This is a genomic window from Paenibacillus donghaensis (genome assembly GCF_002192415.1).
GTDB classification, from domain to species: domain Bacteria; phylum Bacillota; class Bacilli; order Paenibacillales; family Paenibacillaceae; genus Paenibacillus_AQ; species Paenibacillus_AQ donghaensis.
Map to the genome: position 1 here is coordinate 219,767 of NZ_CP021780.1, position 21,558 is coordinate 241,324.

The 21,558-nt window shown below is 49.0% G+C and carries 2 protein-coding genes; both read left to right on the forward strand.

Annotation, left to right across the window (positions count from 1 at the left end; translation table 11 throughout):
- Complete coding sequence (locus B9T62_RS00830) at positions 1-5,754, forward strand: beta-ketoacyl synthase N-terminal-like domain-containing protein (RefSeq protein WP_087913538.1); 5,754 nt, start codon at positions 1-3, stop codon at positions 5,752-5,754.
- On the forward strand, positions 5,751-21,452 hold the full coding sequence (locus B9T62_RS00835) for a non-ribosomal peptide synthetase (protein ID WP_087913539.1): 15,702 nt from the start codon (positions 5,751-5,753) through the stop codon (positions 21,450-21,452). The genes B9T62_RS00830 and B9T62_RS00835 overlap by 4 nt, the downstream gene beginning before the upstream one ends.
- Positions 21,453-21,558 lie beyond the last annotated feature (106 nt).

Genomic DNA, 21,558 nt, shown 5'->3' on the forward strand with positions numbered 1-21,558 from the left:
ATGGACGATCAAATTAAACTGGTGTATCAACAGATTCAAGGCGGACAGTTGGACCCTTCAGCAGCCGTGGAGCAACTAAAGCTGCTTGCTTCAAGACAGGCTCCCCGTGCTTCAGGCCAGCTGCAGAACCAGCTCCAAGCGGTTTTACTGGAGATCGTATGTGAGCTTCTAAAGGTAGATATTCAAGAAATCGATATAGATACGGAACTGAGTGAGTATGGGTTTGACTCTATTTTGATCACCGATTTTGCTAATGCGCTGAACAAGAGGATGAAGTTGAATCTGACTCCGGCAGTTTTTTTTGATAATCCTTCAATACGGACATGTACGCAGTCATTATTGGAACAGTATGAAGAAGAAATTGCCGCCTACTATGCTTCCGCGTCTCCGCCTCTAATACAGGCCGGAGACGGGAGGCAACTGCTGGAACAGGTGAAAGCGGTGCTGCTGGAGGTAATCTCGAAACTATTAAAAGTGAGTGCCGGCGAACTGGACCCCGATACAGAGCTGAGCGAGTACGGTTTTGATTCCATTATGCTAACCGAGCTGTCCAATCTCTTGAATAGTGAATATAAACTGGAGCTGACACCGGCGATGTTTTTTGATAATCCGACCATTCATCGCTTCGCCGAGTATTTAATTCAAGAGTATGAGGAAGTATTTGTCTCTTCCAATCAGGAGATTCAACGTACGGTACCTCCTGAACAGCAGAAGGAACTTTCCGGTACGAGGACAGCGCCGTTTTTGCCGCAACCAACGGATGAGCACGCCTATGCTGTGGAACCCATAGCCATTGTCGGTATCAGCGCCAAATTTCCGCAGGCTGAAAATGCGAATGAATTCTGGAACAATATAATAGAAGGAAAAAATTGCATCACTGAAGTTCCGGATGACCGGTGGAATTGGCGGGATTATGCGGAACAGGGCTCAGATCCTTCTGCTGCTTCAGGGTTGCGCTGGGGCGGATTTATCGGCGGAGTCGATGAGTTTGATCCATTGTTCTTTAAAATTTCTCCCCGCGAAGCGGAGCTGATGGACCCGCAGCAAAGACAAATGCTAAGCACGGTCTGGCATGCGCTGGAGGATGCAGGCTTGCATCCTGAAGAATTCTCACAGCATACAACAGGCGTCTTTATTGCTGCCGGTCCCGGAGAATATAAAGATATCGTAACGATTCCGGCAAGTGAACCGATGGGCCCGGTTACGGTTGTGCCGTCATCAATCCCGAACCGGATTTCTTACGCGCTGAATTTGCGTGGACCAAGCGAATATTGTGAAGCGGCGTGTTCCTCATCTCTGGTTGCCTTGCATCATGCCGTGCAGTCAATCCGGCGCAAGGAATGTGAGCAAGCTGTTGTAGGGGCGGTGAATTTACTTCTGTCTCCAATGGGCTTTGTCGGTTTTGAGACAATGGGCAACTTAAGCACAGACGGAAACGCGAAGTCCTTCCAGTTCGATGCAGAAGGGTACGCACGGAGTGAAGGTGTGGGAGCGCTGATTATCAAACCGCTTCATTTAGCGGTGGAACAAGGGGATCACATTTATGCGCTGATTCAAGGAACCGGCACCGCTCATGGAGGCAAAGGCATATCGTTGACAGCTCCTAATCCGGCGGGAATGCAGGCGGCAATAGCTCAAGCCTATGAATCGGCTGGAATAGACCCGTCCACGGTGTCTTATGTAGAAGCAAACGGGGTTGCTTCACCGCTGGGTGACAGTATTGAGATCAATGCTTTAAAATGTATTGCTCCTGCTGAACGGGAGACAGGCTGCTGTCAGGTCAGCAGCCTGAAGCCTTGCATCGGCCACGGTGAAGTGGTCTCCGGGATGGCTCAGCTCATTAAAGCGATCTATGCTTTACGTCATCGGGTGATTCCGGGCGTCCCGGGGTTTACACGTCTGCATGAGCACATTTCGCTTAAAGGAAGTACGCTGCAGATAAGTGCAGAGAACCGGGCTTGGAAGGCCGCAAAAGACGGCTCCGGTCATGCTGTGCCAAGACGCGCCGGAGTAAACAGTTATGGTTTCGGCGGCGTAAACGCTCATGCGGTATTGGAGGAATACATTCCGCAGCCAGTGGACGCAGCCGGATCTTCAGGCGTTGCGAAGCCGCAAATGGTCATTTTTTCCGCGAAAAACCGGGAACGCCTGCATATAGTGGTTGAACGTATGCTTGCTTTTGCAGAAATGCATGAGGATCTAAATATACCGGACTTTGCTTACACCCTCCAAACGGGGCGTCAAGCGATGGAATGCCGAATGGCTGTCATTATAACGGATAGGGAAGAGTTGATTCAGAAGCTCCGGATGTATTTACATGAGGAGCACGTTCAATCCACGCCGGACCCATTCCTGCCTTGGTTTATGGGAGAACAGCCGGAGGAACGCCTTGCCGCCAAAAAGCTTATCTCTGGAAGTACGGAGGAGCTAATGATTCAGGAGCTGATGAAGGAGAACAACCTGGAGAAACTTGCGCTTCACTGGGTGCAAGGCGGCAATATTCCCTGGAGACAATTGCATCCGGCAGCCCGGCTACGCAAATTGTCTCTGCCGGTATATCCCTTTGAGAAGAAAAGGTATTGGCTGGAGCCCAAACCTTCAAGCTCCGTCAACTATCGGTCTTCAGTAAAACAGGTTCAATCTCCAAGTCTAACCGCTTGTGAACCGCCCGCCCTTCTTGATTATTTAAAGCAAGAGATCAGCGAATTGCTGGCTATACCGGTTGAAGAGCTGCGGGGAGATCAATCGTTGCGTAATTTGGGGTTTAATTCCATTCAAGCTGTCAAGCTCCGTCATACACTGGAAACCTCGTTCGCAGCAGCTGTTCCGATGGTCACCATCAGCGGAGTTGAGACCATTGAACAGATGGAGCAGAATTTAAGTGATATTGTAGATCCTTCACAATTCAACGGCAACGGGCTATTGAATGCTGAAGCGGATTATTATCCGCAGGTCGTTATGCAGCCGGAACAGCGGTTTGAACCATTCCCGTTAAGCGACATGCAGGAATCATTTCTCACCGGCCGCAAATTACGGATAGGTAAGGATTGGGTCGGGTGTCATATTTATTTGGAGCTTGCGGCGGACGCATTGGATATTTACCGGCTGCAGTCAGCCTGGAACCGGTTAATGGCTTATCATGATATGTTGCGTACAAAAATCATGGCGAACGGACGGCAACAGGTTCAAGAGGTTGTACCTTTGTATGTGATTAAGACAGTAGATCTGAGAATGAAAACGCGGGCAGGGCAGGATAAGCATATCAGCACTGTGCGGGAGATGATGTCGCACAAAGTATATGATACGGATCAGTGGCCGCTTTTTGAAATTCGCGTCAGCGTATTACCTGACAAGAAATATATGATTCATTTCAGTATCGATGAATTTATTACAGATGCCGGCGGCTTGCATATGCTCCTGCAGCAATGGCGGCAGCTGTATGATGACTTGACATGCGCTTTGCCGGTCATGCAGCTTTCGTTCCGGGATTATATTACGGCAGCCAGACAGTTTGAGCATTCTCCCAAGTATCATAAGGATTTAGACTATTGGATTACAAAATTAAACGCTATGCCTCAGGGACCTGATCTCCCGCGAACAACAGAACCTCAGGACAAGGATACCTATAAGCGGACAAGGCTGCAGGGCACTCTAAGCGCTGAGGCCTGGAATCATCTGAAACAGAAGGCAGAACAGTGGAAAGTTTCAACTACGGTTCTAATTCTTGCCCTGTTTACCGAAATGCTGCGGGCATGGAGTGATCATAGGGCATTCTCTTTGATCCTTACCTACTACAACCGGCTTCCTGTGCATCCGCAAATTCATCAGGTATTGGGTCCGTTTATTTCTTCCACAATTTTTGTGGCAGAAGACCGGGAGCTGCCTGCGGAAGCCGGACCGGATGCGTTTGCGGCAAGAGTCCGGCAGTATCAGGAACAGGTATGGAGCGATTTGGATCATAGCAGCGCCAGCGGCGTACGGGTATTGAGGGAGCTTAAATCAAGAAATAAAATCAATGGATCATCCTATCTGCCGGTCGTGTTCACATCATTATTAAACAACGAATTTGAGTCTGCACTGCAGCCAAGCTTCTTTGACCAGATTAACTACATGGTGACCCAGACACCGCAGGTCTATCTGGACCATCAAATTTTTGAACGGGACGGCTGCTTACAATACAGCTGGGATGTGGCCGAAGCGTATTTCGGAACAAATGTGATACGCAGCATGTTTGCCGCTTACAGTCAAATGCTGGAGATGGCCGGAGCCGGGGATGGCTTCTGGAAAAGTGAATATGGGAGACCGCCCGTGTCCGGACTTCAAGCCGGCAACATAGAACAACGGATGGATATACCTGAGCTGCCCCGGGGGTTAATGCTGGAAGCCGGGCCTGCTGACCGTTATGAATCTTTTCCTTTGACCGATCAGCAGATGGCCTATGCGTTCGGCAGAAGCCAACGCAAGGGGGGCGAAGAAAACGGGTGTCAGGTGTATCAGGAGCTTGATGTCCAATCCCTCGATATTGCACGGCTTGAGCGGGCCTGGAACAAGCTGATTGCAAGGCATGACATGCTTAAAGCCGTTATCAAACGTGAGGGAAGACAGGCTGTTTTACAGGAGGTGCCCGAGTTTTGCATCAAGGTATCAGATCTGCGGGGCGGTCATGAAGAAGCGATTCAAAAGCAGTTAAGCTTGACCAAGCAGGCCATGATTGAGCATGTCTTTGCTTTGGATCAATGGCCGTATTTTGATTTAAGGGTATCTATCATCGACAACCAAAGGTCGCGGGTTCATTTCTGTATAGATATGCTGATTGCAGACGGCAACAGTATCCGTCTCTTGCTGTCCCAGCTGCTAAGGATGTATGAGCACGTTGAAAATGATATGGAAAGTGCGGGGATGAGCTTTCGGGATTATGTTCTTGCACTCCAGCGTTACCGGAAGTCGGAGACTTACCGGATAAGCCTGAACTATTGGATGCAAAAGTTTACGGGCATTCCTTCAGGGCCGCAACTTCCTACAAGCCTTATACCTAAGGAGAGGGCAGCTTTTCAGCACAGGCAGCTTACAGGTGTACTGGAAAATTGGCAGACTCTGCAACAAAAGGCTGCGCATTTAGGCGTTGCTCCAGGGATGGTCCTGCTGACGGCTTACGCTGAAGTCCTGGCTGCATGGGGGCGGCAGCTGCCGTTTACAATCGTAGTTCCGTGCTGGGAGAGACTGCCGATCCATCCGGATGTCATGGAGGTAGTCGGGGATTTTACAGCGATGAGCTGGATAGTGGTTAAGGAGGAAGATCAAAGCTTTTCGCAAAAATTGTGCGCGTACCACGCTGTAGTACAGGAAGATCTGTCGCATATGGCCGTAAGCGGACTAAATGCTTTGAGGAGAGTGGCGATGAGCGGTGCTGCAAAGCCTGATTTTCCAGTGGTATTCACGAATTTGTTCACATCATCAGAAATAACACTGCCGCCGAGCTTTAAGACCGGAGATAAATTGAGCACAACACCACAGGTGTACCTGGATAATATTAGCGAGGAGCGCGGCGGGCAGCTTCATATTTGTTGGGATGTGGCCGAAAATGTGTATCCTGAAGCCATGGTGGAGGAAATGTTTCAAGGTTATCAACGGATGCTCAAGGCGCTGGCGGATGAGCCGGAATATTGGGAACGTCATCATTTTGGCAGTCTGATTCAAGCACGCCCTGATTTCTATAGTGACATTGTAAAGGACGGGAGGGTTATTTTGAAATGATAACAGATCAGTCTTTATCTAAGGGAGAACAACAAGACAGGGGGCAGGCCGAACAGAAGAATACTGGCGGGAATGGCACATGGCATCCTTGCCTGCATCACTATTTTGAAGACCAGGCAGCATGCACACCTCATCTTCCGGCCATCCGTTATAAAGATGAACAGCTCAGTTATGATGAATTTGACAAGCTCACGAACCAATGTGCCCGCTATTTAAGAAGTATAGGTGTGGGTCCAAACCGGATTATTGGGGTTCTTATGGACCGGTCTGTAGAGATGTTGATAGCTGTCATGGGAATTCTGAAAGCAGGCGGTGCCTATTTGCCTCTGGATCCGGCCTATCCGAAAGAACGGCTGTTATTTATGCTGGAAGATTCAGATACTACGATCGTCCTGTCGCAAGAGAAATGGCAAGAAGCGTGGAGTGATTATGAAGGTACATTCTGTTGCTTGGACAGTCATTGGGAAATGGTTATCGCGCCGGAATCCGCTGATCGGCTGAACGCAATAGCCGCGCAGGATGATTTGGCTTATGTGATCTACACATCAGGATCTACCGGAAACCCAAAAGGGTGTATGCTACCGCACCGGGCCATCTGTAACCGTCTGTTGTGGATGCAGAAGCAATACGTTCTGGATGAACGGGATCGTGTACTGCAAAAAACCCCGTTTACTTTTGATGTATCCGTGTGGGAATTATTCTGGCCGTTATTGGCTGGAGCTTGTCTGGTTATTGCGAAGCCGGGTGGTCATAAGGACAGTCACTATCTGGTGGATATCATTGAGCAGGAAGGGATTACCGTCTGCCATTTTGTACCGTCTATGCTCCGGTTTTTCATAAACAATCCGAATGCTGGCCGCTGTACGACTCTACGGCATATCTACACAAGCGGCGAGGCGCTTCCATATGATTTGATGATCGAAGTTATGGGAAAGCTGCCGGCCAGGCTTCATAATTTGTACGGTCCGACAGAAGCGGCGGTTGATGTAACCTACTGGGAATGCGAAGACAGACCGGATAAAAGAGTGCCCATCGGATTTCCGATTACCGGAATTCAGCTTTATGTGCTGGATGAACATTTACAGCAGGTTCCGCAAGGTGCGGAGGGGGAACTGCACATCGGCGGATGCGGCTTGGCAAACGGATATTTGAACCGGCCGGAGCTCAGCGAAGAAAAATTCATCGCCAATCCATTCAGCAGGGAACAGGGCTCCAAATTGTATAAAACAGGCGATTGGGTTAGAGAACTCCCTGACGGGGCACTTGATTATTTGGGGCGAACGGACTTTCAAGTGAAGCTGCGGGGGAACCGCATTGAACTTGGAGAGATTGAGGCGGTGATTAAAGAGTACGGGCCTGTAAGGGATTGTGTCTTGGTGGTACAGAAAAATGTGGCTGACGATCCCAAGCTCGTAGCCTACATTGTCGCAGACGGATCTCCGCCGGAGTCCAAACAGCTGCGTGATTTTGTCCGTAACAAGCTTCCGGAGTTTATGGTGCCCAATTTTGTCGTGACATTACCTGCTTTTCCCGTGACACATCATGGCAAACTGGACCGGACTGCCTTGCCGTGGCCGTTGAAGGAAGAAACAACCATCCAGGAATCGGGCGCTGAACAGGTAGCAGCTGCAAGTGCAGCCTATTCGCCTATACATGATGCCAAGCCGGCAACACCTGTCCAGAGCAGCGGGTGGGCTGAAAAAGCCGGCGAGCTTCAGTCAGCATTACTGTCATGTTTGAATGATTCATTAGGGCTGATTGTGTCAGGAGAGCACGATGATTTATTTGATGCGGGAGCCACTTCGTTGACATTAGTTCAAGTGGTGGACAAAGTTCAGCAAAGCTATAATGTGCAAATTCCGGTTGATTTACTGCTGGAGTCACCTTACGTGAAGGCTATTGTGGATTATATCGTTGAGCATGCGGCTCCAGTTCCGGCTCCAGCTCAAACTCAATCCCGAGCTCCGTCAAGTGAAGCATTGATCACACAGAGTGAGTACATTCAGCTGGCAGATGATTTTGAGTGGAAACAGAAATATTCTCAAGGCAGCTCGTGCCGGGCATTCCAGCCGTCGGTCATTTCTTTTGAACAGTTTGGGCGCTATATGTCTCTGCTGGGAAGCGAGGCTGTAAAAGGTGAAACGAAATATTTGTATCCGACTGCCGGCGGCTTAAACTCAATCCAAACCTATGTTTATATTAAAGAACATATGGTGGAAGGAATTCAGGCAGGCATTTATTATTACGATCCCATTGAGCACACGCTAATGTTAATAACAGCCGGGCCAGGATTGGACCGGACTCTGTTCAACACCAATGATCGCGGTGTTTATGATGACGCCGGGTTTGTAGTGTTCTTTATCGCAGAACTTCGGGCTATTGTTCCTGTATACAAAAGAATCAGCTCCAGTCTGGTTACGCTTGATGCAGGGTATATGGGACAGCTTATGGTAGACGGTCTTGAGGAGGTCCGTTTAGGCGCATTGCCGACGGCAGGAGTCGATTTTGAACGTATTCAGCACTTGTTTCAATTAGGGGAAAGTCATAAATTTATTCATAGCTTGCTATGCGGCATCCCGTCTGATGAACTGGGACAGGATGGGAATAGCTATATGCGGCGGAGTACAGGCAAAGGTGTCAATGACCATATTCATAATTACACGGGTGAGCATACGTTCGAAGCTTTTTTGTCTGTGGATCTCAAGAGTGCCTTGCAAAATATCAGCCCGCAGACCAAAGGCAATTCAGATGAACATCCAGTCCATTTGCGGCAGTTCCCTCTAGGAACAAAGACCATAGCGTTAGACCGTCAGTCCTTTTCGCCCGGCAAATATATAAAACGTTCCAGCCAGCGCGATTATATGGATAAGCCGTTGTCTTTACAGCAATTGGGCAGAGTGTTGTCATTATTTGCCCAAACCGACAGGGAACACCAGAACGATAATCGAATTATTCCTTCACTGTCTGGCGCATATGGCGTTCAGGCTTATTTGTACATCAAGCAAAACGGTGTGGAGGGCCTGGACGAGGGAATCTACCAATATGACCCTGGTAAGCATGGGTTGATAATGATCTCATCTCAATTGAGCAAGTCCATTAAAGGCAGCTACACACCATTTAACCGAAAACAGTATGGGAAGGCAGCCTTTTGCTTGTATTTTATTGGAAAACTGGAGCAGCTGGAGCCAATCTATGCGGGAGACAGCTTATATGCGGCTTTCCTGGAAGCAGGTTATTTAGGACAACGTCTGATGGACCATCAGGCTGTATTCGATATCGGCGTCTGTCCTATTGGCGGTATGAACTTTGACCGGATTCGCGCAGACTTTCGTTTGGACAATGACCAGGTATTATTACATAGTTTTACCTGTGGTGTTTTTGTTCATGAGCCTTTCGCAGAGACAGTAGATCCGCCTGTTATTATTCAAGCTGCACGGTCTAATCTTATTCGCAAAAGAGAAGCAGTCCAGCATGATTTGGCCATTGTCGGTATCAGCGGGAAATTCCCGGGAGCAGAGGATTTGGAGACGTTCTGGTCAAATCTGAAGGCAGGCAAAAGCAGCTTTCAGGAATTTCCCGACAGCAGGGAGAGATGGTGGAATACAGGTAAAGACACCTCCCAATTGAGCAAGAAAGCAACGGGACTGGCCGGTTATTTAAATGACATCGATTGTTTTGACAGTCTGCTGTTTCATATTTCACCAAGCGAGGCCCGCAGAATGGACCCGCAAGAGCGTTTATGTCTGGAGGCTGCCTGGGCCTGTTTGGAAAATGCGGGGTATACCGCTGCTAACCTGAATCAGTCCTGCGGCAAAATCGGCGTCTTTACAGGTGCGATGTGGAGTGACTATCAGAATCAAAATGCCGGGGGAGCGCAGGGAAGCCGCGACGTGCAGGCGACCTCTCTTCATTCGTCTATTGCTAACCGGATTTCATATTTCTTTAATTTCACAGGGCCGAGCCTGTCAGTGAACACGTCCTGCTCCTCCGCTTTGACGGCAATACATTTAGCAGGAGAAAGCCTGAAGAGAGGGGAATGCAACGCAGCGATCGTGATCGGTGTGAACCTGATGACGCATGCGTATCATTCGGATGTACTGGAAGGTTTGGAATTTTTATCGAAAGACGGGGTGTGCAGACCTTTCGGCGCAGAGGCAAACGGCTGGGTGGCCGGTGAAGGTGTAGGCGCTATTCTGTTAAAGCCTATAGAGGAAGCTGAACAAGACAGAGATTATATCCATGGTTTGATTAAGGGCACAGCCATAGGCCATACAGGAAAATCAGCCCGCTTTGGGGCGCCTAAATCGGCTGCACAGGCCCAATCCATTGAACAGGCTCTGGCAGATGCAAGGGTGGCCCCTGAATCCATACATTATATTGAGGCTGCTGCACCCGGAGCAGGTCTGGCTGATGCGGCAGAGATAGATGCCATCAAAAAAGTATTTCAGCACAAATTTGAAGACAGAGCTCCTTGCTATATCGGCTCCGTGAAAGCGAATATTGGCCATTTGGAATCAGCTTCAGCAATGTCCCAGATTGCTAAAGTGCTGCTTCAAATGAAGCATAAGGCGATTGTACCGACATTGAATACTCAGCCCCGTAACCCTTTTATTCAACTCCAGGGAAGCGGACTAAAGATTGCGGAGTCCTACATGTCCTTGCCTTCATCAAATTTTAGCGGCCGCGCTAATACAGCCCCTTTCCGGGTGTTGATTAATGCTTTTGGAGCTACCGGTTCCGGCGGGCACATTATTATGGAGCAATATACGCCTCTGTTTGAAGACAGGGTAAGGACCGCCAAACCTATTGTTATTCCATTATCAGCTGCATCCTGCGAGCAGCTGGATGAGTCGGTATCCAGGCTTTATACATTCCTGACGCATAATAAGCAGCTCAACCTGGCTGATGTCGGGTATACACTTCAGACGGGCAGGAACCCTCTGAATGAAAGAATAGCATTCGTGGCTTCCAGCATGGATGAATTCATTCAGATGCTGGATAAGGTTCTGCAGGGAGCAAAAGCATTATCCGGAGTGTACCGGGGAAATAAGGAAAACGAGACGGAAAGAAAGCCGCTAGATTATAAACAGGCAGATGAAGGCAACCCGTATTCAATTGCAGAGCACTGGGTAAGGGGCGAAGAGATGAAATGGGAGGTGGCTCATCAGGGGAATGAAAGAAGAGTTCCGCTGCCAACCTATCCGTTCGCTAGAAATAGCCATTGGATGAGCGTCGATTCTGAAGCTGCGGTGCCAACCCTTCAGCAGCCAAGTGTTACCGCTGGATCAGCTGCAAGATTAATGCAGCTCGAAGACTATTTAAAACAGTGCTTTTCCGAAGTTTCGGAAATTGCAGTTTCCCAAATCAGCGCAAAAGCAACGCTTGATCAATATGGAATCAGCTCACTGATGATTGCAGCTTTAAATGCGAAGCTTGAGAGAGATTTTGGCGAGCTGCCCAAAACGCTCTTTTTTGAATATCAGACCTTGCATGAGCTGGCATGTTACTTGTCAGAAAAATATGCGGCGCAGGTGGAGGTATTATTTCCAGGGGCTTCTGCTGCAGTGGTTCTTCCCCAGGCTACTGTCTCCAAACCGTTTGGGCATCAGGCAGAGGCAGAACGGAAAGAAAAGAAGGCGGCACCGCAAAGCCACAGCCCGGCGGACATAGCCATTATCGGTGTCAGCGGCCGTTACCCGCAAGCGCAAAACATAGCGGAATTTTGGGAGAACCTGAAGCATGGTGTGGATTGCATCACGGAAATTCCAGTGACCCGGTGGGAGCACAGCAATTATTACGACGAGCAGAAATCGGTACCCGGCAAAGCCTATAGTAAATGGGGCGGCTTTATAGAAGATGTGGACAAGTTTGATCCGCTCTTTTTTAGTATCTCGCCAAGAGAATCCGAGCGGCTTGATCCGCAGGAGCGACTGTTTCTGGAAACCGTGTGGCATACGATAGAAGACGCCGGATATAACCGTAATGAGCTAAAGAATAAATTTAATGATCAGGTCGGCGTTTTTGTAGGCGTCATGTACGGAGAATATCAGCTGTTAAATAAATCCGAGGCCGGTTCTTCCCTCATATCTTCGTATGCTTCGATTGCAAACCGGACTTCATACTTTTTAAATTTTCACGGACCAAGTATTGCCATTGATACGATGTGTTCTTCCTCGCTAACGGCTCTCCACTTGGCCGTAGAAAGTATTAAGCGCGGGGAATGCCGGGCTGCTGTCGTTGGCGGGGTCAATTTGTCTTTGCATCCTTCAAAATACATTGCGCATTCACAATTAGCGATGTCTTCTACGGACGGCCGCTGTCACAGCTTTGGTGAAGGCGGGGATGGATTCGTACCGGGCGAAGGGGTCGGAGCGCTATTGGTGAAGCCGCTGGATCAGGCCATTCAGGATGGAGATCACATTTATGGAGTGATTAAAGCAACTTCCGTCAATCATGGGGGGAAAACCAACGGTTATACAGTTCCCAATCCGGCTGCCCAAAGCGGGCTCATTTCGGAAGCTCTGGGCAAAGCTCAAATAGATGCAAGGACGATTAGTTACGTGGAAGCGCATGGAACGGGGACTTCATTAGGAGATCCTATCGAAGTTTCAGCACTTACTAGAAGCTTTGAAGAGTATACGGAAGATTGCCAGTATTGTGCGATCGGATCGGTTAAATCAAACATCGGCCATCTGGAAGCAGCTGCAGGTATTGCCGGAATTACCAAGGTACTGCTGCAAATGCAGCACAAACAATTAGTGCCTACTCTGCATGCACAATCGCTGAATCCGAACATTTGCTTTGAAAAGACACCTTTTACAGTTCAACAGCAGCTTCGCCCATGGAATCAGCCTGTTGTTGAGATGAACGGTGGCACACCGGTTACGTATCCAAGACGTGCGTCGGTCAGCTCTTTTGGAGCCGGGGGAGCAAATGCGCATGTAATTATAGAAGAATATGAAAACCCGCTTACAGATAACAAAGAACATGGCACGGAGCCGGTTTCCTATGCATTTGTCCTATCGGCCAAGAATGAAGAAAGACTGCTGGCATATGCCCGTCAGCTTAGCGGAGTTTGGGAAGACCAGACCTACCCGGTACCTGCGCTTGCAGACCTTGCTTATACCCTGCAGGTCGGGCGGGAGCCGCTTGAAGAACGGCTGGCTTTTGAGTTTAGATCTTTCGGGGAACTCAAGAACAAGCTGCAAAGCTTTATTGACGGCAGAGGTTCTGCAGCAGGCGTATTCCGTGGACAATCCAAGGAGAATAGAGATACCTTAACTGCCTTCACTGACGATGAAGAGCTGCAAGAAGCAATGAATAAGTGGCTGATTCGAAGAAAGTATTCGAAGATTTTGGAGTTCTGGGCAAAAGGACTGGATATGGATTGGACGAAGCTTTATATAAATGAAAAACCAATGCGTATTGCTCTCCCTGTATATCCCTTTGCCAAAGAACGGTACTGGATCAAGGTAAGCGATACACATGCCATGGCTTTACCGCGCGAAGAATCCGTTCTGCATCCTTTGTTGCACCGTAATACATCGGATTTATCTGAACAGCGGTTTAGCTCGGTGTTCTCTGGCCGTGAATTTTTCCTTAGGGACCATGTAATCGATGGAAAGCTGATGTTACCCGGTGTCGCCCATCTGGAAATGGCCCGCGCAGCGGCTTTGCTGGCAACAAGCCAGCCAGTGGATGCTTGTACAGGTGTATGTGTGAAGAATGTCGTTTGGTCTCGTCCTGTCATTCAAGGCAACGGGCCGGCCGAGGTTCATATCGGATTGTACCCGGAGGATTCCGGAGACATCAGTTATGAGATCTATGGAATGGGCAAGGGTTACGACTATGAAGAAAACGCAACCATGTACAGCCAAGGCACAGTGTCCTTTGTAGAGCATCCGTATCCTCCTAATTTGGATATACCAGCTTTACATGCGCAATGCCAAGACAACACCTATACTGGTGATTCTATATATGAGACCTTCAGCGCAATGAGGATGTCTTATGGTCCGGCGTTCAAGGGGATAGAACAGCTCTACGCTGGAACAGATCAAGTATTGGCTAAGCTTGCTATGCCTGCCGGGGCTGAACATGCTAATGGAGACCTGATATTACATCCGTCAATCGTGGATGCAGCTCTTCAAGCTTCTGTCGGTTTAATGCTGAACTCTGTTCATGAAGAAGCAGTTCCGGCGCTGAAGCCCGCTGTGCCATTTGCTTTACAGGAGATCGAAATTATTCATCCGTCCATCAATGCAGTATGGGCTTGGGTCCGCTACGCACCGGGAAGTGCTCCGGCCGATCAGGTTCGTAAGCTGGACATCGATTTATGCGATGAGCACGGAAGGATTCTGATTCGTGTTCGCGGGCTTTCAACACGGGTTATGGACAGTACGGGAGATGCCGGGAATTCCAGCCAGCCTGGAATGCTGATGCTTGAGCCGGTCTGGAGCATACAGGATGAACCACTTGCTGTAGCGCCTCTGGATTTTGCACAGCAGGTCGTATTTCTTTGTGAACTGGAACAACCGTCCTTACCCTTACTGGAAGCGTATTTGAAAGAGGATATGCCTACCGTCAGCTGTGAGGCCTTATCCTCCCTGGAGAGTAATATCTGTGAGCGATACATGGCTTATGCCGGCCGGATCATTGCCAGACTTCAAGATATCTTAAAAGCGAAACCGAAAGGCAAAATATTGGTACAGATCGTATCGCTGCGGCAACAGGAAGGTGAATTATTCTCCGGTCTTTCCAGTATTCTGAAAACGGCGCAGCTTGAACATCCTGGTCTGATCGGGCAGCATATTGAGCTGGATACCTTTGATGGCGAGAAACAATTAGCCGCGATAATGAACAGAAACGGCCAGCGGCCGGAAGATACCTGTATTCGTTACCAAAACGGTGAGCGCTTGGTAGGCGGCTGGAAGGAAGCTGTGGAGCTTCCGGAAAGCGGGGATAACGGTGCAGCGCATCTCCCTTGGAAAGATAATGGTGTGTATTTAATAACAGGCGGAGCAGGCGGATTGGGGCTTGTCTTTGCGCGAGAAATTGCAACTTGCGCCAAGCGGGTAAAGCTTATTTTGGCAGGCCGGTCCAAGCTTCGTGAGCATGCAAGAACAATCATTAATGAAGTGGAAGCCCTGGGTGCTACGGTGGTTTATAAGCAAGCAGATCTTACTAAGCTGACCGAGGTGTCTCACCTGATTAGTGAAATTGTTCATGAATACGGGGAGTTAAACGGTATTCTGCATGCCGCAGGTGTTATTCGTGATCAGTTTATCATCAATAAATCTGCAGCGGAGTGCCGTCAAGTACTGGCTCCCAAGGTTGCCGGTCTTATCAATTTGGATGAGGCGAGTAAAGCGCTTGAGCTTGATTTTCTGATGCTGTTCTCGTCCCTCACAAGTGCGATGGGAAATCCGGGACAAGCTGACTATGCATGTGCGAATGCATTTATGGATGAATTTGCGGCATACCGCAATTCGTTGGCAGCAGCGGCAAAGCGCACGGGTCAAGCCTTATCCATTAACTGGCCATTGTGGAAAAACGGCGGTATGCATCTGGATGAGGCGTCCGAGAAAGCCATGTACCAGCATACCGGTATGGTGAGCATGGACGCGGAACTTGGCTTTAACGTGCTTTATCGGGCCTTTGCAGCAAAACGAACGCAGTTTCTTGTTGCCGCAGGCCATGTAGAGCGAATCCGGCGGAAATTGTTGCCGCAGACATCAGAGGCAGCAATTTCTTCTGGTACAGCTACGAAGAGCTTGTCCGCTGCTTCGCCTGTTAAAGCTGCCTCCGTAACAGCAGATAGCACTAATCAGCTTGCTCAAGTTCAAAATATGCTAATCCAGCAAGTGTCTAATCTGCTCAAAGTGAACCTGCAGGATATAGATGTGTTTACGGAGCTGGGCGAATACGGATTTGATTCAATTACGTTAACGGAATTCGCTAATGCGTTGAATCAGATTTACGGAACGGATTTGACACCTGCACTGTTTTACGAGCATTCGACCATTCAAAGAATAGCAGCATATTTAATTGAAACGTATGCAGGGATGTTTATGGCATCTGCCAAGCCGGAAGTGGCAGAAACAATAGTTGACGGGCCTTCCGGTCAAGAAGCCGCAGCCTTGCAAACCAGCTTGCCGCCGGGAAGAAAACATCGCCGCTTTGCGGGGTGCACCGGAAAGCAGGACACACCGGTGTCTGGAATGCAGACCGAATCGCCAGCACTTCCGCCTTCGCCAGAGCCGATTGCGATTGTAGGAGCCAGCGGCACGTTTCCGATGGCCGGCGATTTAGAAGAGTTTTGGAATAATCTGCTTCAGGGCAAGGATTGCATCACAGAAGTTCCCTTAACACGTTGGGACTGGCGCGAGTATTATGGTGACCCGGCTCAAGAGGCTAACAAAACGAACATCAAATGGGGCGGTTTCATTGACGGGGGAGACGAGTTCGATCCTTTATTCTTCGGGATTTCCCCAAGAGAAGCTGAATTCATGGACCCGCAGCAGCGCTTATTAATGACTTATGCCTGGAAGGCGCTCGAAGATGCCGGATACTCTGCACAAAGCATATCTGGTACGAAGACAGCGATTTTTGTGGGAACAACGGCGAGCGGCTACAGCGAGCTGATATCAGCGGCCAATATTGCTTCAGAAGGATATACCTCTACCGGGATGGCTCCTTCGATGGGACCTAACCGGATGAGCTATTTCCTGAACGTTCATGGCCCAAGCGAACCTATTGAAACGGCTTGCTCAAGCTCACTCGTTGCTATTCATCGGGCTGTAAGTGCAATTGAGAGCGGCTCCTGCGAGATGGCGCTTGTCGGCGGGGTGAACACAATCGTTGTTCCTTCCAGCCATATTATGTTCAATAAAGCGGGCATGCTCTGTGAGGATGGACGTTGTAAAACGTTCTCCAGTGAAGCCAACGGATATGTAAGAGGAGAAGGCGTAGGGATGTTGTTCCTTAAAAAATTGAAGGATGCAGAGGAAGCCGGCGACCATATTTATGGCCTGATTCGCAGTTCTGCGGAGAACCACGGCGGCCGGGCTACATCCTTGACAGCACCTAATCCGAGGGCACAAGCCGACCTGCTGGTTTCTTCTTATATGAAAGCTGGCATTGATCCACGGACTGTCGGATACATTGAAGCTCACGGCACAGGCACTGAATTAGGCGATCCAATTGAGATTAACGGGCTGAAGGCGGCTTTCAAGGAATTGTACGAAAAGACCGGAGACTCACAGGTGCTGGACGCTCATTGTGGACTTGGCTCAGTTAAAACCAATATAGGGCATCTGGAATTGGCCGCCGGAATTGCCGGCGTGATGAAATGTCTGCTGCAGATGAAGCATAAAACGCTGGTGAAAAGCCTGCACAGTGAAAAGCTGAATCCTTATATTCAACTGCAGGACAGCCCGTTCTATATTGTTCAGGAAGCCCGTGAATGGAAAGCCGTTCAAGACGAGCATGGGAATGATTTACCTCGCCGTGCAGGTGTCAGCTCATTTGGCTTTGGCGGAGCGAATGCGCATATTGTGCTTGAAGAATACATCCCTGCAAACCGGAAAATGAACAACCCTACGATTTCTGATCAGAACCCTGCACTTATTGTTTTATCCGGCAAAAATGAATCGGCACTTCTAGAACAAGCGGCTCTCTTGCTGTGCAGCATCAAAGAGAACCAGTATACGGATGCCGATCTGGCGGATATCGCCTATACGCTGCAGGTTGGACGGGAAGCGATGGAAGAGCGCTTAGGCATTATTGCGGGATCGGTTCAGCAGCTCTCTGACAAATTGCAGTCGTTCCTTGAGGGAAAACAGACTACCGGGGGCGTATACCGGGGGCAATTGAAACGCAACAAGGAAGCTATGGCCATTTTTGCATCCGATGAAGACATGGCTGGTGTTGTGGATGTGTGGATCGCCAAAAGAAAGTACGCGAAGCTGCTCGAGCTTTGGGTTAAAGGTCTGCACTTGGATTGGAGCAAGCTGTATGCAGGCAGCAAGCCTTCCCGTGTAAGCCTGCCTACCTATCCGTTTGCCAAGGAACGGTATTGGGTGAAGGCAAATCAAGAAACGGCCAAGCCTCCAAAAATAATGGATGCCACAGAGCCGGTTGTGAAGTATATGGAAGTATCGCGGGAAGAAGAAGAGACAGAAGCCGGTTTGGTAGTGCGACTGACCCAAATTATCGCTGAGCTTGTCCGTATTCCGGCCAGCCAACTGCAAAAGGATGAAGAGCTTGCTGCATACGGACTGGATTCCATTGGGTTTATGGGCTTGATCAACACGGTCCGTGAGTTGTATCAGGTTAAACTTTCACCAAAACAGCTGCTAGAATACACTACGATCAGCAAGCTGGCACATTATATACTTCATGAGCTCCAAGAGCATGCTCCAGCTTCTGTTGCTTCTCGGCAATCAGAGGAATTTAGTTTATCCAGCGGACAAAAGGGTCTATGGCTAATCAATCAGTTAGCCCCGGAAAGTTATGCTTATAACATCCCTAATACGTATCGCATCCGGCAGTATCTTCATTTGGACGCGTTGCGGGCTGCGTTAAGAAGCATTGTGCTGCGGCATTCTATGTTGCGTGCAACGATCCGCATACAGGACCAGGAGCCCGTTCATACTATCGGGCCGGCTGACCGTATTTCGGTGCAGACAGAAGAGGTTGGGCATTTATCGCAAAGTCAGCTGATGCAGCATGTTTCGGAACTGGCCCGTCTTCCGTTTGATTTGGAGCAGGGCCCGCTTTTGCGGGTGCATGTGTTAACTTTGTCGGATCAAGACTATATCTTGCTGATGAATGTGCACCATCTCGTTTTTGATGGAACCTCGGTAATGGTATTGCTGAGAGAATTACTGCAGCTTTATGCGGGTGAAATGGCTGGTGAAGATCAAAGCGGACGCCTTCCGGCCGTGAAGCCTTATTCCGATTTTGTGGAATGGCAGGCCAAGCTTTTACAGAGCAAGGAGGGGCAGGAGAGCCGGGCATACTGGCAGCAAAAGCTGTCGGGAGAGCTGCCTGTGTTGAATCTTCCGATGGCGAAACCACGCCGGGAAGTATCTTCTTTTAAAGGAGCAACTTACGATATTGAGCTGAGTCCGGAGCTTTCGGCAAAAATCCAATCGGTCAGCCTGGATGAAAAGGTATCCCCCTTTGTGCTAATGTTAAGCGCCTTGAAGGTTCTTCTGTACCGTTATACGAATCAGGAAGATATTATGATCGGTACAGCTGTTGAAAGAAGACCAGGCACAGGGTTCCAGCATACGATTGGATATTTCATGAATATGGTGCTGATACGCTCCGAGGTTAGCGGCGATTCGACGTTCCGGCATGTAATGCAGGAGGTACGCGCGAACACATATGATGCATTAGAGCATGCGGATTATCCGTTCTCGGAAATTGTAAAAGATATTAAGGGGAGCTGGCAGCGGGGAGATACTCCGCTTATTCAGGTTGCCTTTATTTTTCAAAATTGGTTCCAGTCAACGGATCAGCTTATAAACGGGAATGCCAATGTTAGTGAAGAACAATGGCTGAGCTTAGAGCATATCAAAGATATTCACCAGGAGGGCGAATTTGACCTCACACTGGAGATTATCAAAATCGGCGACCGGTACCGGGTCTGCTTTAAGTATAATCCGGAATTATTCAGCGGGGAAACCGTCATGAGGATGTCCGGGCACTATACGGAATTGCTCCGCTCATTCACTGGCAACCGTGAGCAAGCCGTCGGGAGAGTTGATTACCTGACATCTGAGGACAAGACGAGCATCGCTGCATGGAACACAACTGAGGCGGCATACCCGCACGATCGTTGTATTCATCAACTGTTCGAAGAGCAGGTGGAGCGCACGCCTTATCAGACTGCCATAATTTTTGAAGGCCGGAAATTGACTTACGCAGAGTTGAATGAAAAGGCGAATCGCTTAGCCCGTGTGCTGCGGCATAGAGGTCTTAAACCAAACATGGTTGTCGGTATCATAATGGAACGATCGCTGGAGATGATGGTTTGTCTTTTTGGTATTTTAAAAGCCGGCGGTGCCTATCTGCCAATTGACAGAGAGTATCCGAAAGACCGGATGGACTATCTGCTCCAGAACAGCAATGCACAATTTCTGATCCTCCAGCATCAAGACATCGCCAAAGTTGAGTTCGGCGGGCAAATTATCAGCATGGATCAGCCGGATTCGTTTCATGAAGACGGCAGTAATCTATCGTGCATTAACAAACCGGACGATCTTGTTTACGTGATCTATACCTCCGGTTCGACGGGCAGACCCAAAGGAGTGATGATTGAGCATCATTCGCTGATCAATCGGCTGAAATGGACGCGCAGCGTGTATGCATTATCAGAGAACGATGTGCTGCTGCAAAAAACACCGTATACGTTCGATTGTTCTGTTTGGGAATTGTTCTGCTGGTCGACCGAGGGGGCTCAATTATGTATTTTGCCGCCTAATGCCGAGAAGGACCCTGAGGCAATCATGGAAGCTGTTGAACGCAACCAGGTGACCCTGATCCATTTTGTCCCGTCAATGCTGAACCTTTTCCTGGAATATTTTAAAGAGAGTCCAGCACTTACGAGGTTGTCAACGCTGAAACGTGTATTTACGACAGGTGAAGCACTGACAGTTCCTCAAGTCGGCTTGTTTAACAAGACATTGCATCGTGCCAACGGCACGCGGCTAATGAATTTATACGGACCTACTGAAGCGACGATAGAGGTAACTTATTACGACTGTCCAACAGAAGGAACTGTGGAGCGGATTCCTATCGGGAAGCCCATGAGCAATATTAAGCTCTATGTCGTGAATGCTTATGGCCAAATGCAGCCTGTTGGCGTGCCTGGCGAACTTTGCATTGCCGGAGCCGGATTGGCAAGAGGCTATATTAACAATCCGCAGTTGACGGATGATAAGTTCGTGGCGAATCCTTTCGAACAGGGCACTAAGATGTATAAGACAGGAGATTTGGCGAAATGGCTGCCTGACGGAAATATTGAATACTTCGGGCGAACCGATCGTCAGGTAAAGATCCGGGGGTTCCGGATGGAACTGGGAGAGATAGAAGCGGGAATTTTGGAGCATGTGCTGATCAGTGAGGCTTGCGTGGTCGTGGACCCTGGTGTGGACCGTTCTGGTAACTCCCGCCTAAAAGCTTACTATGTCACCAAGGATGGCAAAAAGCTGACTGGTGAAGTGCTTAAAGCTTTCCTGAGGGGTTCTCTTCCTGAATACATGATTCCATCGCTATTCGTCCAATTGGATGTTATGCCGCTGACAGCTCATGGCAAGCTGGATTTCAAAGCGCTGGAGGCCTATGCAGCAGAAGTAAATGAACCGGTGCCTGATAAGCCGGCTAAAGATTCCAACATGCAGCATCTTATTACCACTGTATATCAGGAAATGCTGGGACTGGTTGAGATCGATCCCCACGCAAATTTCTTTGATTTAGGCGGCCATTCTATGCTGCTGGTTAAAGCGGCCATTCAGTTACGCGAACTTCTAGGACGTGAAGTTACGCCTGCTGAATTATTCAAGTATCCGACCGTTCATTCGCTTGCTGCTCATTTCAGCCAACCGGCCAAACCCTCGGTTTTTGAAGGAAGTAAACAGAAGGCTAACAAGCAACGCGAAATACTGATGAGACTTAATCCGGCAAAAAAATAACAGGATTGAGATAGGTCCTCCGGCAATTTAGCCGGAGGATTTGTTAAAAAGATAAGAAATGGAATGAATCGATTGTGCACTGCACTAACATGAATTAAAAGGAGAA